20 protein-coding genes are annotated in these 15,442 nt (G+C 47.2%); 10 read left to right on the forward strand and 10 right to left on the reverse strand.

The annotated features are described in order from the left end of the window. The 3 genes from ACN0UN_RS00005 to arsC all read right to left on the reverse strand — a co-directional run. Window positions 1-162 (reverse strand): DUF2069 domain-containing protein (locus ACN0UN_RS00005; protein WP_417658636.1); only part of this gene is annotated, 162 nt, incomplete at its 3' end. Continuing rightward, window positions 159-746 carry a flavodoxin family protein gene (locus tag ACN0UN_RS00010; protein ID WP_417658148.1) on the reverse strand — a complete coding sequence of 196 codons (588 nt, stop codon included), beginning with the start codon at window positions 744-746 and terminating at the stop codon, window positions 159-161. The genes ACN0UN_RS00005 and ACN0UN_RS00010, both read right to left, overlap by 4 nt. Continuing rightward, window positions 743-1,099: an arsenate reductase (glutaredoxin) gene (gene arsC, locus ACN0UN_RS00015; RefSeq protein WP_417658149.1), complete on the reverse strand. Its 357-nt coding sequence runs from the start codon at window positions 1,097-1,099 to the stop codon at window positions 743-745. The genes ACN0UN_RS00010 and arsC overlap by 4 nt, the downstream gene beginning before the upstream one ends. A 47-nt stretch (window positions 1,100-1,146) precedes the next feature. On the opposite strand from arsC, the gene ACN0UN_RS00020 reads away from it, so the two are divergent. Then, a complete protein-coding gene (locus ACN0UN_RS00020; protein ID WP_417658150.1) occupies window positions 1,147-1,605 on the forward strand; it encodes a TlpA family protein disulfide reductase in 459 nt (152 codons plus the stop codon). Between the two features lie 21 nt (window positions 1,606-1,626). On the opposite strand, the gene ACN0UN_RS00025 is transcribed toward ACN0UN_RS00020, so the two are convergent. After that, a complete protein-coding gene (locus ACN0UN_RS00025) occupies window positions 1,627-3,072 on the reverse strand; it encodes a M48 family metalloprotease (protein ID WP_417658151.1) in 1,446 nt (481 codons plus the stop codon). Window positions 3,073-3,229: 157 nt separating this feature from the next. Here ACN0UN_RS00025 and ACN0UN_RS00030 point away from each other — a divergent pair, with 157 nt between their 5' ends. Further along, window positions 3,230-4,309, forward strand: a complete 1,080-nt coding sequence (locus ACN0UN_RS00030; protein WP_417658152.1) for an AI-2E family transporter — start codon at window positions 3,230-3,232, stop codon at window positions 4,307-4,309. 8 nt (window positions 4,310-4,317) lie between these two features. Here ACN0UN_RS00030 and bcp read toward each other — a convergent pair whose 3' ends face one another. Next, on the reverse strand, window positions 4,318-4,788 hold the full coding sequence (gene bcp, locus ACN0UN_RS00035; RefSeq protein WP_417658153.1) for a thioredoxin-dependent thiol peroxidase: 471 nt from the start codon (window positions 4,786-4,788) through the stop codon (window positions 4,318-4,320). Window positions 4,789-4,933: 145 nt separating this feature from the next. Here bcp and dapA point away from each other — a divergent pair, with 145 nt between their 5' ends. The 3 genes from dapA to purC are packed head-to-tail and all read left to right on the forward strand — an operon-like array spanning window position 4,934 to window position 7,647. Further along, entirely contained in the window at window positions 4,934-5,809 is an 876-nt protein-coding gene (dapA, locus tag ACN0UN_RS00040) for a 4-hydroxy-tetrahydrodipicolinate synthase (protein ID WP_417658154.1), read from the forward strand. A gap of 12 nt (window positions 5,810-5,821) precedes the next feature. Continuing rightward, window positions 5,822-6,889: an outer membrane protein assembly factor BamC gene (bamC, locus tag ACN0UN_RS00045; protein ID WP_417658155.1), complete on the forward strand. Its 1,068-nt coding sequence runs from the start codon at window positions 5,822-5,824 to the stop codon at window positions 6,887-6,889. Between the two features lie 44 nt (window positions 6,890-6,933). Beyond that, on the forward strand, window positions 6,934-7,647 hold the full coding sequence (purC, locus tag ACN0UN_RS00050; RefSeq protein WP_417658156.1) for a phosphoribosylaminoimidazolesuccinocarboxamide synthase: 714 nt from the start codon (window positions 6,934-6,936) through the stop codon (window positions 7,645-7,647). Here the strand turns inward: purC and ACN0UN_RS00055 are convergent. From ACN0UN_RS00055 to ACN0UN_RS00070, 4 genes are read right to left on the reverse strand one after another with little or no spacing between them, the layout of a single operon-like run. Continuing rightward, entirely contained in the window at window positions 7,644-7,802 is a 159-nt protein-coding gene (locus ACN0UN_RS00055) for a DUF2897 family protein (protein WP_417658157.1), read from the reverse strand. The two genes, purC and ACN0UN_RS00055, sit on opposite strands and share 4 nt — an antisense overlap. After that, the gene (locus ACN0UN_RS00060; RefSeq protein WP_417658158.1) at window positions 7,790-8,506 is read right to left on the reverse strand and encodes a M15 family metallopeptidase; all 717 of its coding nucleotides are present in this window, start codon (window positions 8,504-8,506) and stop codon (window positions 7,790-7,792) included. Before ACN0UN_RS00060 ends, ACN0UN_RS00055 begins: the two co-directional genes overlap by 13 nt. Next, entirely contained in the window at window positions 8,500-9,624 is a 1,125-nt protein-coding gene (gene dapE / locus ACN0UN_RS00065; RefSeq protein WP_417658159.1) for a succinyl-diaminopimelate desuccinylase, read from the reverse strand. The genes ACN0UN_RS00060 and dapE overlap by 7 nt, the downstream gene beginning before the upstream one ends. Beyond that, a complete protein-coding gene (locus tag ACN0UN_RS00070) occupies window positions 9,624-9,977 on the reverse strand; it encodes a Spx/MgsR family RNA polymerase-binding regulatory protein (RefSeq protein WP_417658160.1) in 354 nt (117 codons plus the stop codon). Before ACN0UN_RS00070 ends, dapE begins: the two co-directional genes overlap by 1 nt. A 175-nt stretch (window positions 9,978-10,152) precedes the next feature. On the opposite strand from ACN0UN_RS00070, the gene yfbV reads away from it, so the two are divergent. Next, entirely contained in the window at window positions 10,153-10,560 is a 408-nt protein-coding gene (gene yfbV, locus ACN0UN_RS00075) for a terminus macrodomain insulation protein YfbV (protein WP_417658161.1), read from the forward strand. 32 nt (window positions 10,561-10,592) lie between these two features. Here the strand turns inward: yfbV and xthA are convergent, their stop codons facing one another. Beyond that, a complete protein-coding gene (gene xthA, locus ACN0UN_RS00080; RefSeq protein WP_417658162.1) occupies window positions 10,593-11,402 on the reverse strand; it encodes an exodeoxyribonuclease III in 810 nt (269 codons plus the stop codon). A 145-nt stretch (window positions 11,403-11,547) separates the two neighbouring features. Here xthA and ACN0UN_RS00085 point away from each other — a divergent pair, with 145 nt between their 5' ends. Genes ACN0UN_RS00085 through ACN0UN_RS00100 form a run of 4 tightly spaced genes read left to right on the forward strand, consistent with a single transcriptional unit; the run spans window position 11,548 to window position 15,418 of the window. Continuing rightward, entirely contained in the window at window positions 11,548-12,615 is a 1,068-nt protein-coding gene (locus tag ACN0UN_RS00085; RefSeq protein ID WP_417658163.1) for an alpha/beta hydrolase, read from the forward strand. 39 nt (window positions 12,616-12,654) lie between these two features. Then, window positions 12,655-13,728 (forward strand): ferrochelatase, encoded by a 1,074-nt coding sequence (gene hemH, locus ACN0UN_RS00090; RefSeq protein ID WP_417658164.1) that lies wholly within the window; start codon window positions 12,655-12,657, stop codon window positions 13,726-13,728. A 2-nt stretch (window positions 13,729-13,730) separates the two neighbouring features. Then, a complete protein-coding gene (locus tag ACN0UN_RS00095) occupies window positions 13,731-13,955 on the forward strand; it encodes a hypothetical protein (RefSeq protein ID WP_417658165.1) in 225 nt (74 codons plus the stop codon). Next, the gene (locus ACN0UN_RS00100; protein WP_417658166.1) at window positions 13,952-15,418 is read left to right on the forward strand and encodes a phospholipase D family protein; all 1,467 of its coding nucleotides are present in this window, start codon (window positions 13,952-13,954) and stop codon (window positions 15,416-15,418) included. Before ACN0UN_RS00095 ends, ACN0UN_RS00100 begins: the two co-directional genes overlap by 4 nt. The last annotated feature ends 24 nt before the right edge of the window (window positions 15,419-15,442 follow it).

Below are 15,442 nucleotides of genomic sequence, written 5' to 3' on the forward strand. Positions count from 1 at the left end.
TGCAAAAAGTAATGGCACAATCCACAAACCAATGCGAAAGCCTAGACTGAATTCACTGTCAGTTTGACACCAAACTTGCCAGATAATCATAAGAACTAACAAACCAATGTAGCTTGCTAACGCTAAAAATCGAATGTTCTTGGTGGACTGTTCCGGGTTCATAAATTTCCTTGCTCGCGTTCAATAATTAATGCGCGCGCAGCGTATGTTACGCGCTTGCCAAGTGCCACCGCCGCCTGATATTCGTGCGTACTCAATTTATTACCTTGCCCATGTTCGACATGGCTTGCGCCATAGGGTGAACCGCCCGTTGTGGTTTGCTGAATAGCGGGTTCAGTGTAGGGGATACCGCACAACATCATACCGTGATGCAGTAAAGGCACACCCATTGCCAACAAGGTTGATTCTTGGCCGCTGTGCATGCTGCTACCTGATGTAAATACTGCAGCAGGCTTACCTTGCAATTGCCCCTTCAGCCACGTGGCACTGGTTTGTTCCCAAAATTGTTGCAGACCACTGGCCATGTGCCCGAAGCGCACCGGACTACCCATAATCAAACCATCACAAAGGGTGAGGTCATCCACTTCAATGTTTAGGTCACGACTGCTTGCTGGTTCACCACCACCGGATACAGTTCTCAATAGAGCATCGCCTTGCGCTTGTTGCACGCCAGTGGCTATAGCGTCCGCCAACTGCTGTGTAGCGCCATTACGGCTGTAATAGAGGATTAAAACTTTAGGCGTCATGCTTCGATAATCTCAAGTACAGCCTCGGGCGGGCGGCCCAAGCGTGCTTGATCACCAACCACAACAATAGGACGTTCAATTAACTTTGGATTATCGACCATGGCCTGCAGTAGCTCGCTTTCATCCGTTTCATTGGCTAAGTCCAGCGCTTTATAAGCTTCTTCTTTGGAGCGGATCAATTCTCGCGCAGAAACAAAGCCTAACTGTTTTACCAAGGTTTGTAATTCTGTCAAACTAGGTGGCGATTTCAGGTATTCAACAATGGTTGGTTGAATGTTGTGTTGTTCCAGTAACTGTAATGTTTGGCGGCTTTTTGAGCAGCGTGGGTTGTGGTAAATAGTTACCGATGCCATGGCTTAGAATCCTCCAGAAAATAAAGCAATAGCTTAAGGGAAAGTCTATGCGTTGTCGATTTTTGCCAGTTGTTTTACTTGCTTCAGTAGCTTTTGTCAGTGGTTGTCAGCCTGCGCCAGATTTCCATACAGATACTGCCGGTGCTCATTCGTGGAAACAACTGCAAGGTAACTATGTGGTGGTGAACTATTTTGCGGAATGGTGTGCGCCGTGTTTACGGGAGCTACCTGAGCTGAATGAATTCCACGCGGAATATGGCGACAAGGTTAAGTTGTTCGGGGTTAGTTTTGATGGTTTAGATAACGCCGCATTAGCCAAGCTTCGCGAAGACTATCAGATACAATTTCCGCTGATTCAAAACGAGCCGTTGCCCGCGCTACCTTTCCCACAGCCAAATATGTTACCAGCAACCTATGTAATAACGCCTGCAGGTGAAGTGAAAGGCCCGTTGCTCGGCGAGCAAACGTTATCGAGCTTAGCAACAGCAACCCAACGTGAACAGTAATGGAAGCGAATTGAAGCTCAGCTAAGAATTTAAGCTCTGTAACAGTTGCTTTTGTGACATGAGCTGCTCAATGCGCGCTTGTAACCGGCGCCGCTCGAGTTCAAGGCTACTTTGCTTGTGCGCTTTGTGCAGGTGGTCAATGGCCTGATCAAAGGCGCCGTGCAAGGCTGCCAGTTCAGCTTGGGTTTCATGCATAGCACTAATATTCCCGTTTAGTCGGTATGCCGTTCCAAGCAGATCGAGTGCGAGAACGTGGTTATCATTTTTTTGTAAATAATCACGCAATAAAGCAATCGCTAAGTCGTATTTCTTACTTTCCACTGCAGCATTGGCAAAGTTGATTGTAATGGTTTGCTCGTTTGGCTGACGTATATAAGCATTTTCAAGCAGTGCCAAGGCGTCGTCGTTACGCGATTGCGCCAGTAACACATCGGTTTGTACATCGATATAAAATGTATTGAGTGGCTCAGCCCGTAACAATGGCGCAAGGACTTTCTCAGCTTCTTCAGCGCGTCGGTTATCGAGCAGTACAATAGCGAGCGCATACTGGGCTGCTTTCTTGATAAGCGGACTTTCGGCTTCATCAATTTGCCGGCGCAGTTCAACTTCACTAAGCGACTTGATATAACGCGCTTCAATTCGATATTTTGCTAACAAAAACGACGTTGGGTCACGCACTACAGGGGTTGGCATCGACTCTGCACGGGTACGCATATCGGCCAATCGATTTTCACTGTAGGGGTGGGTGAGTAAAATTTCAGGTGGGCGCGACATGTAGCGGTATTTTTCGGTCAAACGACCGAAAAAGTCGGGCGAACCCATCGGGTCAAAGCCGGAACGCGCCAGAATGCTCAGACCGACGCGGTCCGCTTCTTGCTCAAACTGGCGGGTGTAATTAATTTGCATCTGTTTTGAAACCCCCATGGTGCCTGTTAGTGCGGCCATACCGAGCTGAGGATTAATCACAGCAAGAATAACGGCACCGAGCATTGCAGCCATGGTGGTGGGGGAGGCGTTCGACATGCGTTCCATATTACGCACAAGATGCCGTTGCGATACGTGCGCAACTTCATGCGCAAGCACTGCGGCAAGTTCAGATTCGGTGCGAGCCTCAGAAATTAGACCGGTATGGACACCAACGTAACCGCCAAAGAACGCAAAGGCATTGATTTCACTCTGGTTAACCCAAAAAAAGTTAAATGGGAAACGCACACCATCAGCTTCACGAACCATACGCGAGCCAAGGTCGCCTAAGTATTCGTCAAGCACCGGATCATTAATGAGTGGTGCCATGGCACGCAATTGACGCATGTACATATCACCATAAATGCGCTCGCGTTCAATGGTCATGACCGAGGCGCCGGCTGTACCAATTTCTGGTAAGCGTTCCTGAGCATAACTGCTTGAACTCAGTGCAATACTCACACCGAGTGCAACTGCGGCAAATTTTCCCAATAACTGCTTCATCGTTCGCGCCTAAATAACCTGATGCTATGAGTATAAAATTGTGAAAAGGTTCCCGTTTTAGTGGTGCAATACTGTAACTCTTCTACGTTCAAAGCTATGATGTGGTATCTATGGGTAGCATGCAATGTTTTTACCCAACTTCTTGGAGCTGCCGAGTATGTTTGATTACTTAAAACAATGGTACAACCGCAAATTTTCAGATCCTGATGCGGTAACGTTGTTTTTATTGTTACTTCTGACTTTCGCGCTAATTATTTTATTTAGCGATATTTTGGCACCTATTTTAGTCGCCTTGGTACTGGCCTACTTGTTGGAGTGGCCTGTGCAACGTATGGTCCGGGCTGGCTTGCCGCGGCTCAGTGCAGTAGGCATCGCCTTCCTCAGTTTTGTGGCGCTTATTGTGGTGTTAATGTTGTTCCTAATGCCGGTTATATGGCAGCAGTCGGTAGCTTTGGTAGCTGAGTTGCCACAAATGTTTGCGCAGGTGAAGGTACTGCTGAATCGCTTGCCCGAAATGTTTCCTGAATACATCAGCCAGGACAATATAAACCACTTTATTCAAACGACCACAGACCGCGCCCTGGTATTTGGCGAAAACATCTTAAGCCAGTCGCTTAGCCGCATAATTGGCATTATGGCCTTACTGATTTATTTGATTATTGTGCCGCTTTTGGTGTTTTTCATGTTGAAGGACAAGCGCCAATTGTTGCAGCACTTAAACCGAATTCTGCCAACCAACCGACGTTTGATTTCTCAAGTCAGCGACGAAATGAATATGCAAATAATGAACTACATTCGCGGCAAAGCTGTTGAAGTGTTTGTGGTTGGGGTGTTTACCTACTTATGTTTCGCTTTCTTTGATTTGCGCTATGCGGTGTTGTTGGCGGTCTTGGTTGGTTTTTCAGTACTTATTCCGTACATTGGCGCTGCGGTGGTGACCATTCCAGTGTTTTTGGTGGCGTTATTTCAATTCGGTTGGACGGGGATGTTCGCCTGGGTAATGATCGTTTATTTAATCATTCAAGCGTTGGATGGCAACCTCTTAGTGCCATTATTGTTTTCTGAAGTCGTGAATTTGAATCCGGTGTATATCATTGCGGCAGTTCTGGTGTTTGGCGGTATTTGGGGGTTTTGGGGCGTGTTTTTTGCGATTCCGTTGGCAAGTTTGGTCAAGGCTGTATTTACAGCTTTATCGTCTAAACCCGAGTTACCACCTACACCAACGGAACCACAATAAATAACAGATTAAGCTTGTGCTAGATAATCAAGCACCACCTGATGGTGGTCTTTGGTCTTAAATTTGTCGAATACGTGGGCAATGCTGCCGTCTTGGTTAATTAAAAAGCTGATGCGGTGCAAGCCATCATATTCGCGGCCCATGAATTTTTTGAGGCCCCAGACACCAAAAGCTTCAGCGACTTGATGATCAACGTCGCCTAATAAGGTGAAATTGAGTTGGTCACGTTCTGTAAATTTAGCGAGGCGCTTAGGTTCGTCGGTGCTTATACCGACAACTTGAACACCGTGGTCACGCAATTGCTGTTGATGATCACGCAGCTGTTGCGCTTGTACCGTGCAACCAGGCGTCATTGCTTTAGGGTAGAAATAAACGAGTACTCGGCCTTGTTGCAATAAGGTCGCCAATGCCACGTCGTTATTATTGGCATCGGGTAGAGTAAATTGTGGTGCTTTATCGCCAGCTTTTAATGTATTCATAATCGCTCCATACAACGCGTGTGAATAAATAACTACAAGGCAGCCATCATAAAAGAAGCGTTGGTTGGAAGCAAAGATACTGACAGCCTTGTCATTGCCGGACGGTAAAAGTACCATTGGAACAGAGATTAATTTTGGGGGCAGTATGTTAACAGGTAGTATTGTCGCGTTAGTGACACCCTTTACCCAACAAGGCAATGTCGACTTTAACGCGCTTGAGGCGTTGGTAAACTGGCATTGTGAAGCTGGTACTGATGCAATTGTGGCGATGGGAACCACGGGTGAGTCGGCAACAATGAGTCACGACGAGCATATTATGGTGGTGTCTGCAGTTGCAGAAATCGCTGCGGGTCGTATTGGTGTGATTGCCGGTAATGGATCGAACGCGACTGCTGAAGCGGTGTTTTTGACAGAGCGTATGAGCACACTTCCGATACAAGGCTTTCTCAACGTAAACCCGTACTACAATAAGCCTTCGCAACGCGGACTGATGGCGCATTACAGAGCGTGCGCGGAAGCATCTGATTTGCCGCAATTGTTGTACAACGTGCCGGGACGAACGGCGTCGGATATTTTACCCGAGCAAGTCGCAGAGCTGGCCGAAATACCAAATATTGTCGGTATCAAAGAAGCCACTGGCGAAGTTTCACGGATTATTCAGTTAAAAAAACTATGCGGCGACGATTTTATTTTACTGAGCGGGGATGACCCCACCGGTTGCGAGTTCATGCTGCAAGGTGGTCACGGTGTGATTAGTGTAACTGCCAACGTTGTTCCCGAAAAAATGAAAGCTATGGTGGCTGCAGCAACCGCTGGGGATGCGGCTACTGCGAAAGCACTTGATGCTGAAATAGCCAGTATTCACGAAGCTATGTTCGTGCAATCCAATCCAATTCCGGTGAAATGGGCACTCGCTCTGATGGGGAAATTAGAAGCTATTTATCGATTACCGATGCTTGAGCCGGAACTTCCGCAGCAACAACACATCGAACAAACATTAAAACAAGCAGGTTTAATCTAGAGCGGAGTCATAATGAAATTTAATTTAATTGTACTAGCTGGTGCCACAACAGTGCTGGTTAGTGCTTGTAGTTTTACGCCCAAAGAGCAAGCTGAAGGTAAGTTCGACTACACGAAGTTACAAACAGTTACTCAAATTCAACCTGCGCCAAATAAGCAATTACCTGCGTTAACGAACCGTTATGCGATACCGGATGCTGAGAAAGAAGCGCCGATTGGTAAAAATGTACCTATTTTAGCGCCAACGCTGGTATGGCCGGTGGCGGAAGGCAGTCGGGTTGAAGAAAATGAAACCCAGGTTCGGGTATTTTTCGATGAATTAGAAGGCATGTCAGACGTTGAACAATATGTTTGGCAGGGTGTTTTGCAAGCTCTTCGTACTCGCGGTGTAAGTCTTGATCAACAAGTTGAAAAGCAGTTTGTGGTTACGGACTGGTTGACGGATTCATTTACCTATGGCGAAGATGAAACGGAAATTGCGGTTAGCCGGAAAATTAAAATTGCGCTGGACACCGCCGAGCATGGCCGGACTACAGCCTTGATCAGTACTGTCAGTGAGCGCGATATCGTGAGCAATAACGATGTAACCATCAGCGCCAACTATTTAAATTTTCAGGATCGTGAAGCCGCTGCAAAAGTACTCAACACAGTGATCAGCGAAATTGGTATTACGCAACAGAAAGGCGTTGCAGATATCGACGATGATGGCTCTGTAGTGATTGATATGGGCTTTGATGAAGATGGCTACGCCAGCATTATGATCGGTGCCAGCTTTAGTTATACGTGGGCACTGATGCAAGAAGTGCTGCCAGAGCTTGGGTTTGAGGTAAATGACTTTAACCAGCAAACTGGACGTTATTATACAACGTACAATTCAGAAGAGTCGGGCTTCTTATTCTGGGGTAATAGTTCTGAGGGTAAGCTCACGTTACCTAACGGTGACTATGAAGTGAAAGTGACCGGTGACCGTAGCCGCACGTCAATCACGTTATTCCGTGACAATAAAGCTATCGAAGCCGATCAGGTACTGGAAATTTTTGCACCTTTTGCTGCTGAAATTCGCACCCAAAGTGGCTTATAATACACGCACTTTTAATCGCTAACTGTTCGGAGATACAGCTGCTCATGGAAAAACGTACTGAATTATATCGGGGAAAAGCCAAAACCGTGTTTACCACGGACGACCCCGAGCGGTTAATTCTTCAGTTCCGCAACGACACGTCAGCATTTGATGGCGAAAAAGTTGAGCAGCTGGAACGCAAAGGTATGGTGAATAATAAGTTTAACAACTTTATTATGGCCAAGTTGGAAGCCGCAGGTATCCCAACTCAACTTGATAAAGTGTTAAGTGAAACCGAAACCTTAGTTAAAAAACTGGATATGATTCCGGTTGAGTGCGTGATTCGTAACTTTGCAGCGGGTTCTTTGGTACGTCGCCTTGGTGTTACTGAAGGTCAGGCACTTAATCCGCCAACGTTTGAGCAGTTTTTAAAGAATGATGCACTGCACGATCCACTCATCAATGAATCATTAGCGATTTCTTTTGGTTGGGCGACAGCGGAACAGTTAGCACAAATGAAAGCGTTGACGTTTAAAGTTAACGATGTGCTGCGCAAGCTGTTTGATGACGCGGGTATGTTATTGGTCGATTTCAAACTTGAATTTGGTGTGGATGGCGACGGTAATATTGTACTTGGCGATGAATTTAGCCCAGACGGATGCCGTTTGTGGGATAAAGAAACACGTAAGAAGCTCGATAAAGATCGTTTCCGTCAAGGTTTAGGCGGTGTGGTTGAAGCGTACGAAGAAGTGGCTGCACGTTTAGGTGTGCCGCTTTAATCGTCTGACCATTTATCGTTGTCTTTTTCTTCTTGCTCTTGGTGCCGTTGCTGATGATCTTTCAGCGACGGCATTTTTATATGTGCGGTATGTTTGAGTAGCATCAAATTGCCAATAATGATGCCTACACCCAGTAAAATCATTAACCAAACCATATGTCACCTGCGGTAATGTCAGCGCTGCAAATTGCGTCGATGAATCGCGCCTTTATATCACCAAGCTGCTCTTGTAGATAGGCTTTACCAGCAATATCGTGCTGGTCGATGAGTTGATGGAGTAATTTAGTGTTCAAAGCTGCTTGAGCTTCACTGGCGAGTGTTTGATGACTCAGGTGCCACGGCTCGGCTGCGACACCCCCTTGATAGCGTGCGTACGGGAAGAAAAAGCCAAAGTCACGTGCATACTTTATCAGCCACTGATGAAGCGAATAGCACGGCCCATTGAGTTCATATTCAGCCGGAATCAGTTGGAGCTTTCTGTCACCTCTAGCGAAAGGGGTAGGGTCGTACACATCAAAATCAGTTCCCCAATGGTGCCGGCTCGCTCCTGGTAGCGCTGACCAGGTTAAAATAGCTTCAATTTTTTCACCGGTTGAGAGCTGGGTTGTGTTTAATAACTCACCGCGGTCGTTATACAACGGGGCGTCGCCATTAAATTTCCGATTCCAGATAGCGCGTTGGCGTTCAAAATCGCGAAAAGCAGAGGCAATTGCTAGATGTATCCCATCGGTCGCAGCAGCCTCGCGCATTGCGAGGTAGGCGTCAGCCACACTCGGTTGCAGGCATACACCTTCGCGTTCGCCCGTTACTTGTTTTACATGGCTGTTAGCAATACCGCACAGTTCCGCTGGTGTTAGCATAATAAGTTTTCAAGCACCTTTTCGTACACCCGAGTTAGCGTTTCTAAGTCAGCTTCGCTGACGCATTCGTTAACCTTATGGATGGTTGCATTTATCGGGCCCAGCTCAATAACTTGTGCGCCGGTGGGGGCAATGAAACGCCCGTCGGAGGTTCCCCCAGCAGTCGACAGCTCGGGCAGCCTTCCGGTGTACTCGGCAATAGCGTTCACTGTTGCCTCTACCAGAGCGCCAGACTGGGTTAAAAACGGCTCGCCGTTAAGCTTCCACTGCACCGAGTAATCTAACTGATGGTTGTCTAAAACTGTTACCACACGCTGCTTTAGCTGTTCCGCGGTTGATTCGGTGCTAAACCGAAAATTAAACTGCACATGCAATTCACCCGGAATCACATTGCCGGCACCAGTGCCAGCCTGAATATTCGAAATTTGAAAACTGGTTGGTGGAAACGAGCTATTGCCGTCATCCCAGCTTTGTTGTGCCAGCTCAGCTAATGCTGGTGCCGCGTTGTGGACAGGGTTTTCAGCTAAATGCGGATAAGCAACGTGGCCCTGTATGCCAAATACCGTCAAATCGCCAGTAAGGCTTCCGCGTCGGCCTATTTTTACCACATCGCCAAGTTCGGCAGTGCTTGAGGGTTCGCCAACTAAGCACCAAGTGATTTTTTCTTGGCGCGCTTCCAGAGTTTCCACAACTTTTGGTGTGCCATTGATAAACGGGCCTTCTTCATCACTGGTAATTAAAAATGCAATACTGCCTTGATGCTCAGGGTTGTTCGCAACAAATCGTTCAGTGGCAACAACCATAGCCGCCAAGCTGCCTTTCATATCGGCTGCGCCGCGGCCAAAAATATAGCCATCTTTGCGGGTGGCTGAAAATGGCGGGTAGATCCAAGCATGTTCGGCACCTGCAGGAACAACATCAGTATGGCCAGCAAAGCAAAAAACGGGGCCACTGTCACCGCGTCGTGCCCATAAATTGGTGGTATCATCAAATACCATGCTTTCCAGTTTAAAACCTATCTTAGCAAGGCGTTCCCCAAGCAACTGCTGACAACCTTCATCGTTGGGCGTCACCGACGGGCGTTTGATAAGCTCACAAGCCAGTTCAATAGTTTCCACTAACGTTGCTCCAAAGCATGTTGCCACTTCGTTTCATTGAACCCGGCAATGAATTGGCCATGCACATCTAATAAAGGCCGTTTCATCAACGTCGGATGTTGTTGCAACAGTGCAACAGCCTGATCAGCATTTGAAATTTGTTGTTCAGTTTCGCTAAATTGACGCCACGCTGTACTGCGCTTGTTAATCACAGTATCTTGTCCTAACTGTGCAAGCCAGGCAAATAATGTTTCTGGCGGTACTGGGGTAGCGCGAACATCGTGGAAGGTGAAGTCAACGTGCTGTTGCTCAAGCCATTTGCGTGCTTTGCGCACCGTGTCACAATTAGGAATGCCATATACTGCGATAGTCATAAAATTTGAATTCTCTTGGTATGTTTAGTTCATTTAAACATTGTGTCAAAGCTGCTGTGAATTCTCCACAATTTATGTGGATAACTCTGTGGGTTAGCTGCCGTGAAGTCAGTAACTTATTGAAAAGTATGATTAAAAATTCTTGGTTGAATAACGAACAACGAGTCATGAATTTATGAACTTTTGGAAGCTTTTGAAAGACGGTCAACACTATGCACACGTTTGGCCACGGCACGCGGTGGTTGCGGCAATGACAGAAACACGCGTTATTCCAGCCGTTGCATTTGCAGCGCGGTGGATGCCTGTTATTGCGGTGCTTAATTTAGCGGTGCAGTGGCAATGGCAGGGGACGGTGATGCTTCCCCAAGCTCTGGTCACATCTTTATTTCTATTATCGTTGCCATTTCAGGGGTGGTTTTGGTTGGGGCGGCGAGCTAATACCAAGCTCGATGCGCGCCTCACGCATTGGTATAGTGATTTAGCTTCCAAACTCAACGTTCAGCCGCACCCGCAGCCTACTTATATGCACTTGGGTAAGATATTACGAAAAGCATTGAAGGAATTGCCGCCAGACGAACATTAATGTCAGGCGGCAAAGGCTGTTAGCTGAGGCTATTAAATTGAGAAGGTGCTCCAAATTGGCGCATGATCAGAAGGTTTTTCAATACCTCGCAGGTCATAATCAATACCTGTGTCGGTACACAGCGTAGCAAGCTTTGGTGTGGCTAGAATTAGATCGATTCGTAATCCGCGATTGTCATCGAAGCCTCGTGAACGGTAGTCAAACCAACTAAATCTGTCCGTTACTTCTGGATGATGTTGGCGATAAGTATCTACTAAGCCCCAATCCAGAAGGGTATTTAACCAAACCCGCTCCTCGGGTAAAAAGCTACATTTACCAGTTCGTAACCACCGCTTTGCGTTGTCTTCACCAATACCAATATCGCAATCTTGATGGGAAATATTTACATCACCCATGACGATCACCGGTTGGTCGCTATCCAGCTCACTGTTCAGGTAATGCATTAAATCAGCGTAGAACTTTTCTTTGGCAGGAAACTTTAACGGGTGGTCACGGCTTTCGCCTTGCGGGAAATACCCATTAAGTACGCGAATCCGTTCACCGGTATCGGTAACAAAATCACCCATAATCATACGCCGCTGGGCTTCTTCGCCATCATTGGGGAAGCCAAATGTTGGGTTTTCCAATGGTTTCTTACTTAACAATGCAACGCCGTAATGACCTTTTTGCCCGTGAAAAATAACGTGATAGCCCAAGGCTTGCACATCAGCGAGCGGGAACTGCTCATCATGAACTTTGGTTTCCTGCAGGCCGATAACGTCAGGATTGTGTTTTTCGATAAGCGCTTCAAGCTGATGAAGGCGAGCGCGGATGCCATTAATATTAAAGGAAATGACTTTCATTTTATCTCTCAATTGCAAGTTCATAATGTGTAGTGAACAAGCATATCAGATTGGTACAATCGAGGCGACAACAGCTGCCTTGAAGTAGCTTTTTCGATATACTCAACGTATGTAACATCGGATGCCGACAAGGATTATGACAACAATGACAACCGATTGGTTGAGGATAAAGGCAGGGCGTGAAGCTTGGCTTCATGTTCAGGAAAATGGCTTAAATGCAGATGACATAGGTTTATTGCTAGGAGCTTCTGGTGGCCCAAAGTGGTTTGTCTTGCAGGGGCTTGATCGGTACTTGTTTGGCGATTTTTTTGCACAGCGCAAGCAACCCTTAGACATGCTTGGAACCTCGGCCGGAGCCTGGCGATTTGCGAGCCTGGGGCAAGCTGATCCGGTGGCGGCGAGTGACCTTTTTTGTCGCTTGTATCGCAAACAAACCTACAGTGAAAAGCCTGACGTACGCGAAATTACTGACGAAGCAATTAAATTACTGCACGAATACATTCCCGATAATGTGGTGCCGAAGATATTAGAGCAGGATAAGTTTCGCCATCATTGGATAGTGACGCGGTGTCGCGGGCTATCGGCAGTGAATGGAAAGCGTCAATTGGCGGGGTTATTGGGTTCGGCCGCGGTGAATGCGGTTAATCGGCGTTGGTTAGGGCATTTTTATGACCGTGTTATTTTTCATCATCCTAATTCGGATGTGGGGTTTGCCAGGAACTGGGTTGATATACCCACGTTAAAAGCCACGTTAACCGCTGATAATTTTAAGTCTGCGTTGTTGGCCACCGGTTCTATTCCTATGGTGCTCGAAGGGGTTCGTGATATACCTGGTGCACCGGCCGGTATGTATCGTGATGGCGGTATCACGGATTATCATTTTGACGTGGATTTATCTCAAGTTAATGGCCTGGTGCTTTATCCACATTTTTATCATCAGGTGGTGCCTGGTTGGTTCGATAAAAGTCTTAAATGGCGTCGAACCACAGGTACAAAGTGGCCGAATGTGATCTTAATGTCACCTTCGCCCGAATTTATAGCGTCGTTGCCCTATGGCAAGATTCCAGACAGGACCGACTTTGCCAAACTCAGTGTTGCCGAACGCTTTAGGTATTGGCAACAAGCCGTTGATCAAGGTCAACGTATGGCCGATCAGTTACGCGAATGGGTCACAACTGGTGAAATTCGCAATAAGATAACGTTGTGGACGTAAACGCCCTGAAGTAGGCGTCAATTAATGGAGTAGATATCGATGCGCTATCAAGGTAGCCCCAAATTTAGCCATGCTCAAACTGACAGAATTGGTGTTTTAATTACCAACCTAGGTACACCAGACGCCCCAGAAACATCGGCATTGCGCAGGTATTTACGTGAGTTTCTATCTGATCCACGTGTGGTTGAAGTACCACGGTTGCTTTGGTGGCTGATTTTGAATGGGGTGATTTTGCGTATTCGACCACGTCGTTCAGCTGCTGCTTATAAAACTGTGTGGACTGAACGCGGTTCACCACTGCTTTTTCACACCAAAGATCAGCAGCAAGCATTGCAAGCCAAACTCGCTGAACGTTATGGCGATGATGTGGTGGTGAAATACGCCATGCGCTACGGCAACCCATCGATTGCGTCGGGCTTGCAAGAGCTATTTGATGCGGGTGCGCGGAAGCTGGTGGTATTACCGCTGTACCCGCAGTATTCAGCGGCAACGACGGGTTCAACTTTTGATGCAATTAGCGCCGATTTCAATAAACGCCGCTGGTTGCCAGACTTCCGGTTCGTCAGTCACTACCATGATCACCCTGCGTATATCGCAGCGGTTGCACAAAGCATTAAACAGTTCTGGGAAACCCAAGGCAAGCCGGAGAAGCTGATTCTTTCATATCATGGCGTGCCGCTTCGGTACCTGCATGAAGGTGACCCGTACCATTGTGAATGCCACAAAACGTCACGTTTGATTGCCGAACAGTTAGGCTTGCAAAAACATGAATACATCACTACCTTTCAGTCACGTTTTGGTCGTGAAGAATGGTTGCAGCCCTATACAGATGCAACTCTGAAGGCCCTGCCGGGGCAGGGTATTAAACGTATTCAGGTTGTTTGCCCAGGGTTTAGTTCAGATTGTTTAGAAACCATCGAAGAAATCGGTGAAGAAAACCGTGAATACTTTATGGAAGCAGGTGGTAAAGACTACGCCTATATTCCAGCGTTAAATGCTGAACCTGGTCATATTAATGTACTCGCTCAGATTGTTCAGGAGCAGATACATGGTTGGATTCTTGAACATACTGAATCAGAACGCGCTGAGCGGGCCAAAGCTTTAGGAGAGTGAGCATGAGCAACGCCGATGATAAAGATACGAAGTTAACGCCTGAAGAAGAACGTCAGCGGGTGTATCAGGTGTCTGCCAATCGCGGTCGGTCACGGCATAAGCTACGCTATGTTGAAAGCTCTGTTGCAGACACCGGCGACTGCCGGTTGTGCGTCGGCGCATTGAGCCCCGACGACCAGAAACCAGAACAAAACGATAGCAACAAGGAAGATACTGATAAGTCATGACCGAGGTGCCAGAAGGTCACTTTTCTGACGTCATCACGCCACTGTTAGCACAGCATCCGCAGCAAAGTGGTGTGTTGCCGTTAATCAACGCCCGAGAGGCTTTTGCGGCTCGCGTGGTGATGGCGCGTCATGCTCAATTTAGCTTAGACATTCAATATTATATTTGGCGCAATGATCGTACAGGCACGTTGCTGTTTGGGGCACTGCATGAGGCTGCGAAGCGCGGCGTAAAGGTACGATTACTGCTGGATGACCATAATACTGCAGGCCTCGATGCCGCGCTAATTGGGCTGCAAAGCCACCCCAATATTGACATTCGACTTTACAACCCGCTGCGCCTTCGTTGGCCCCGATTTATCAATTACCTTGCTGATTTCGCCCGCATTAATAAACGCATGCACAACAAAGTATTCATTGCCGATAAGCAGATGTTGATTAGTGGTGGGCGCAATATTGGTGACGAATATTTTGGCGCCCACGACGATATGATTTTTGCAGATCTCGACGCATTGATGATTGGTCCGGTAGTTGACGATGCGAATGTAGAATTTGAAAATTATTGGAATAGTGTGTCAGCGACGCCATTGTCGGAGTTATTTACGCTTTCAAAGCCGCAAAGCCTTGAAGCACTTGAATACAGAGCGAGTGAACTAGAATCTGATCCGAATGCGCAGCGTTACATTCAAGCCGTACGCAAATTACCCTTTGTACAAAATTTTCTAAATCAACAAATGAAATTTGTCTGGGCCGATGTGCAGCTGGTTACTGACAATCCCAATAAAACCTTGGGGCTTGCACAACAAAATCAGTTGCTTGGTTACCAGTTGCAGCAAGTTATCGGTAATCCTCAACATTGCGTGCGGCTTGTGTCACCTTATTTGGTGCCAACTCAGGCTGGCGTTTCACTGCTGTGTGCAATGGCTCAACGTGGGGTTGCAATCACGATTTTAACCAACGCACTGGAAGCAACGGATGTAGCCGTTGTGCATGCAGGCTATGCAAAATGGCGGAAAACGCTACTAAAAGCCGGTATCAAGATTTATGAGGTGCAAAAGGTTTCGCCGTTGGCGCGTAAACAAGAACGAAAACTGCGACGGCAGCGTCTAAAAGGTAAAGAGCGATTTGGTGGGGCGGCGTCAAGTTTGCATGCTAAAACGTTCAGCGTGGATAAAGAGCGCGTATTTTTCGGCTCATTCAACTTCGATCCTCGGTCGCTAGAACTAAATACAGAACTGGGCTTCGTCATTCATAACGAGGCGCTGGCCAAGCAAATTGATCACGCCTTCGAAAACACCATACCAAATTACGCCTACCGTGTGCAGCTTGATGAGAATGACCAGCTATACTGGGAAGAGCGATTAGGCCCAAGAATTACCCGATATAACACGGAACCCGGCGTATCGTGGTGGCGACGCTTAAGCATGCGTACGTTAGCGTTACTCCCTATCGATTGGCTGCTTTAATGGACAAAGCACAAGGAGCTGTTC

It is taken from the genome of Pseudidiomarina sp., assembly GCF_048267825.1.
Classification (GTDB): Bacteria; Pseudomonadota; Gammaproteobacteria; order Enterobacterales; family Alteromonadaceae; genus Pseudidiomarina.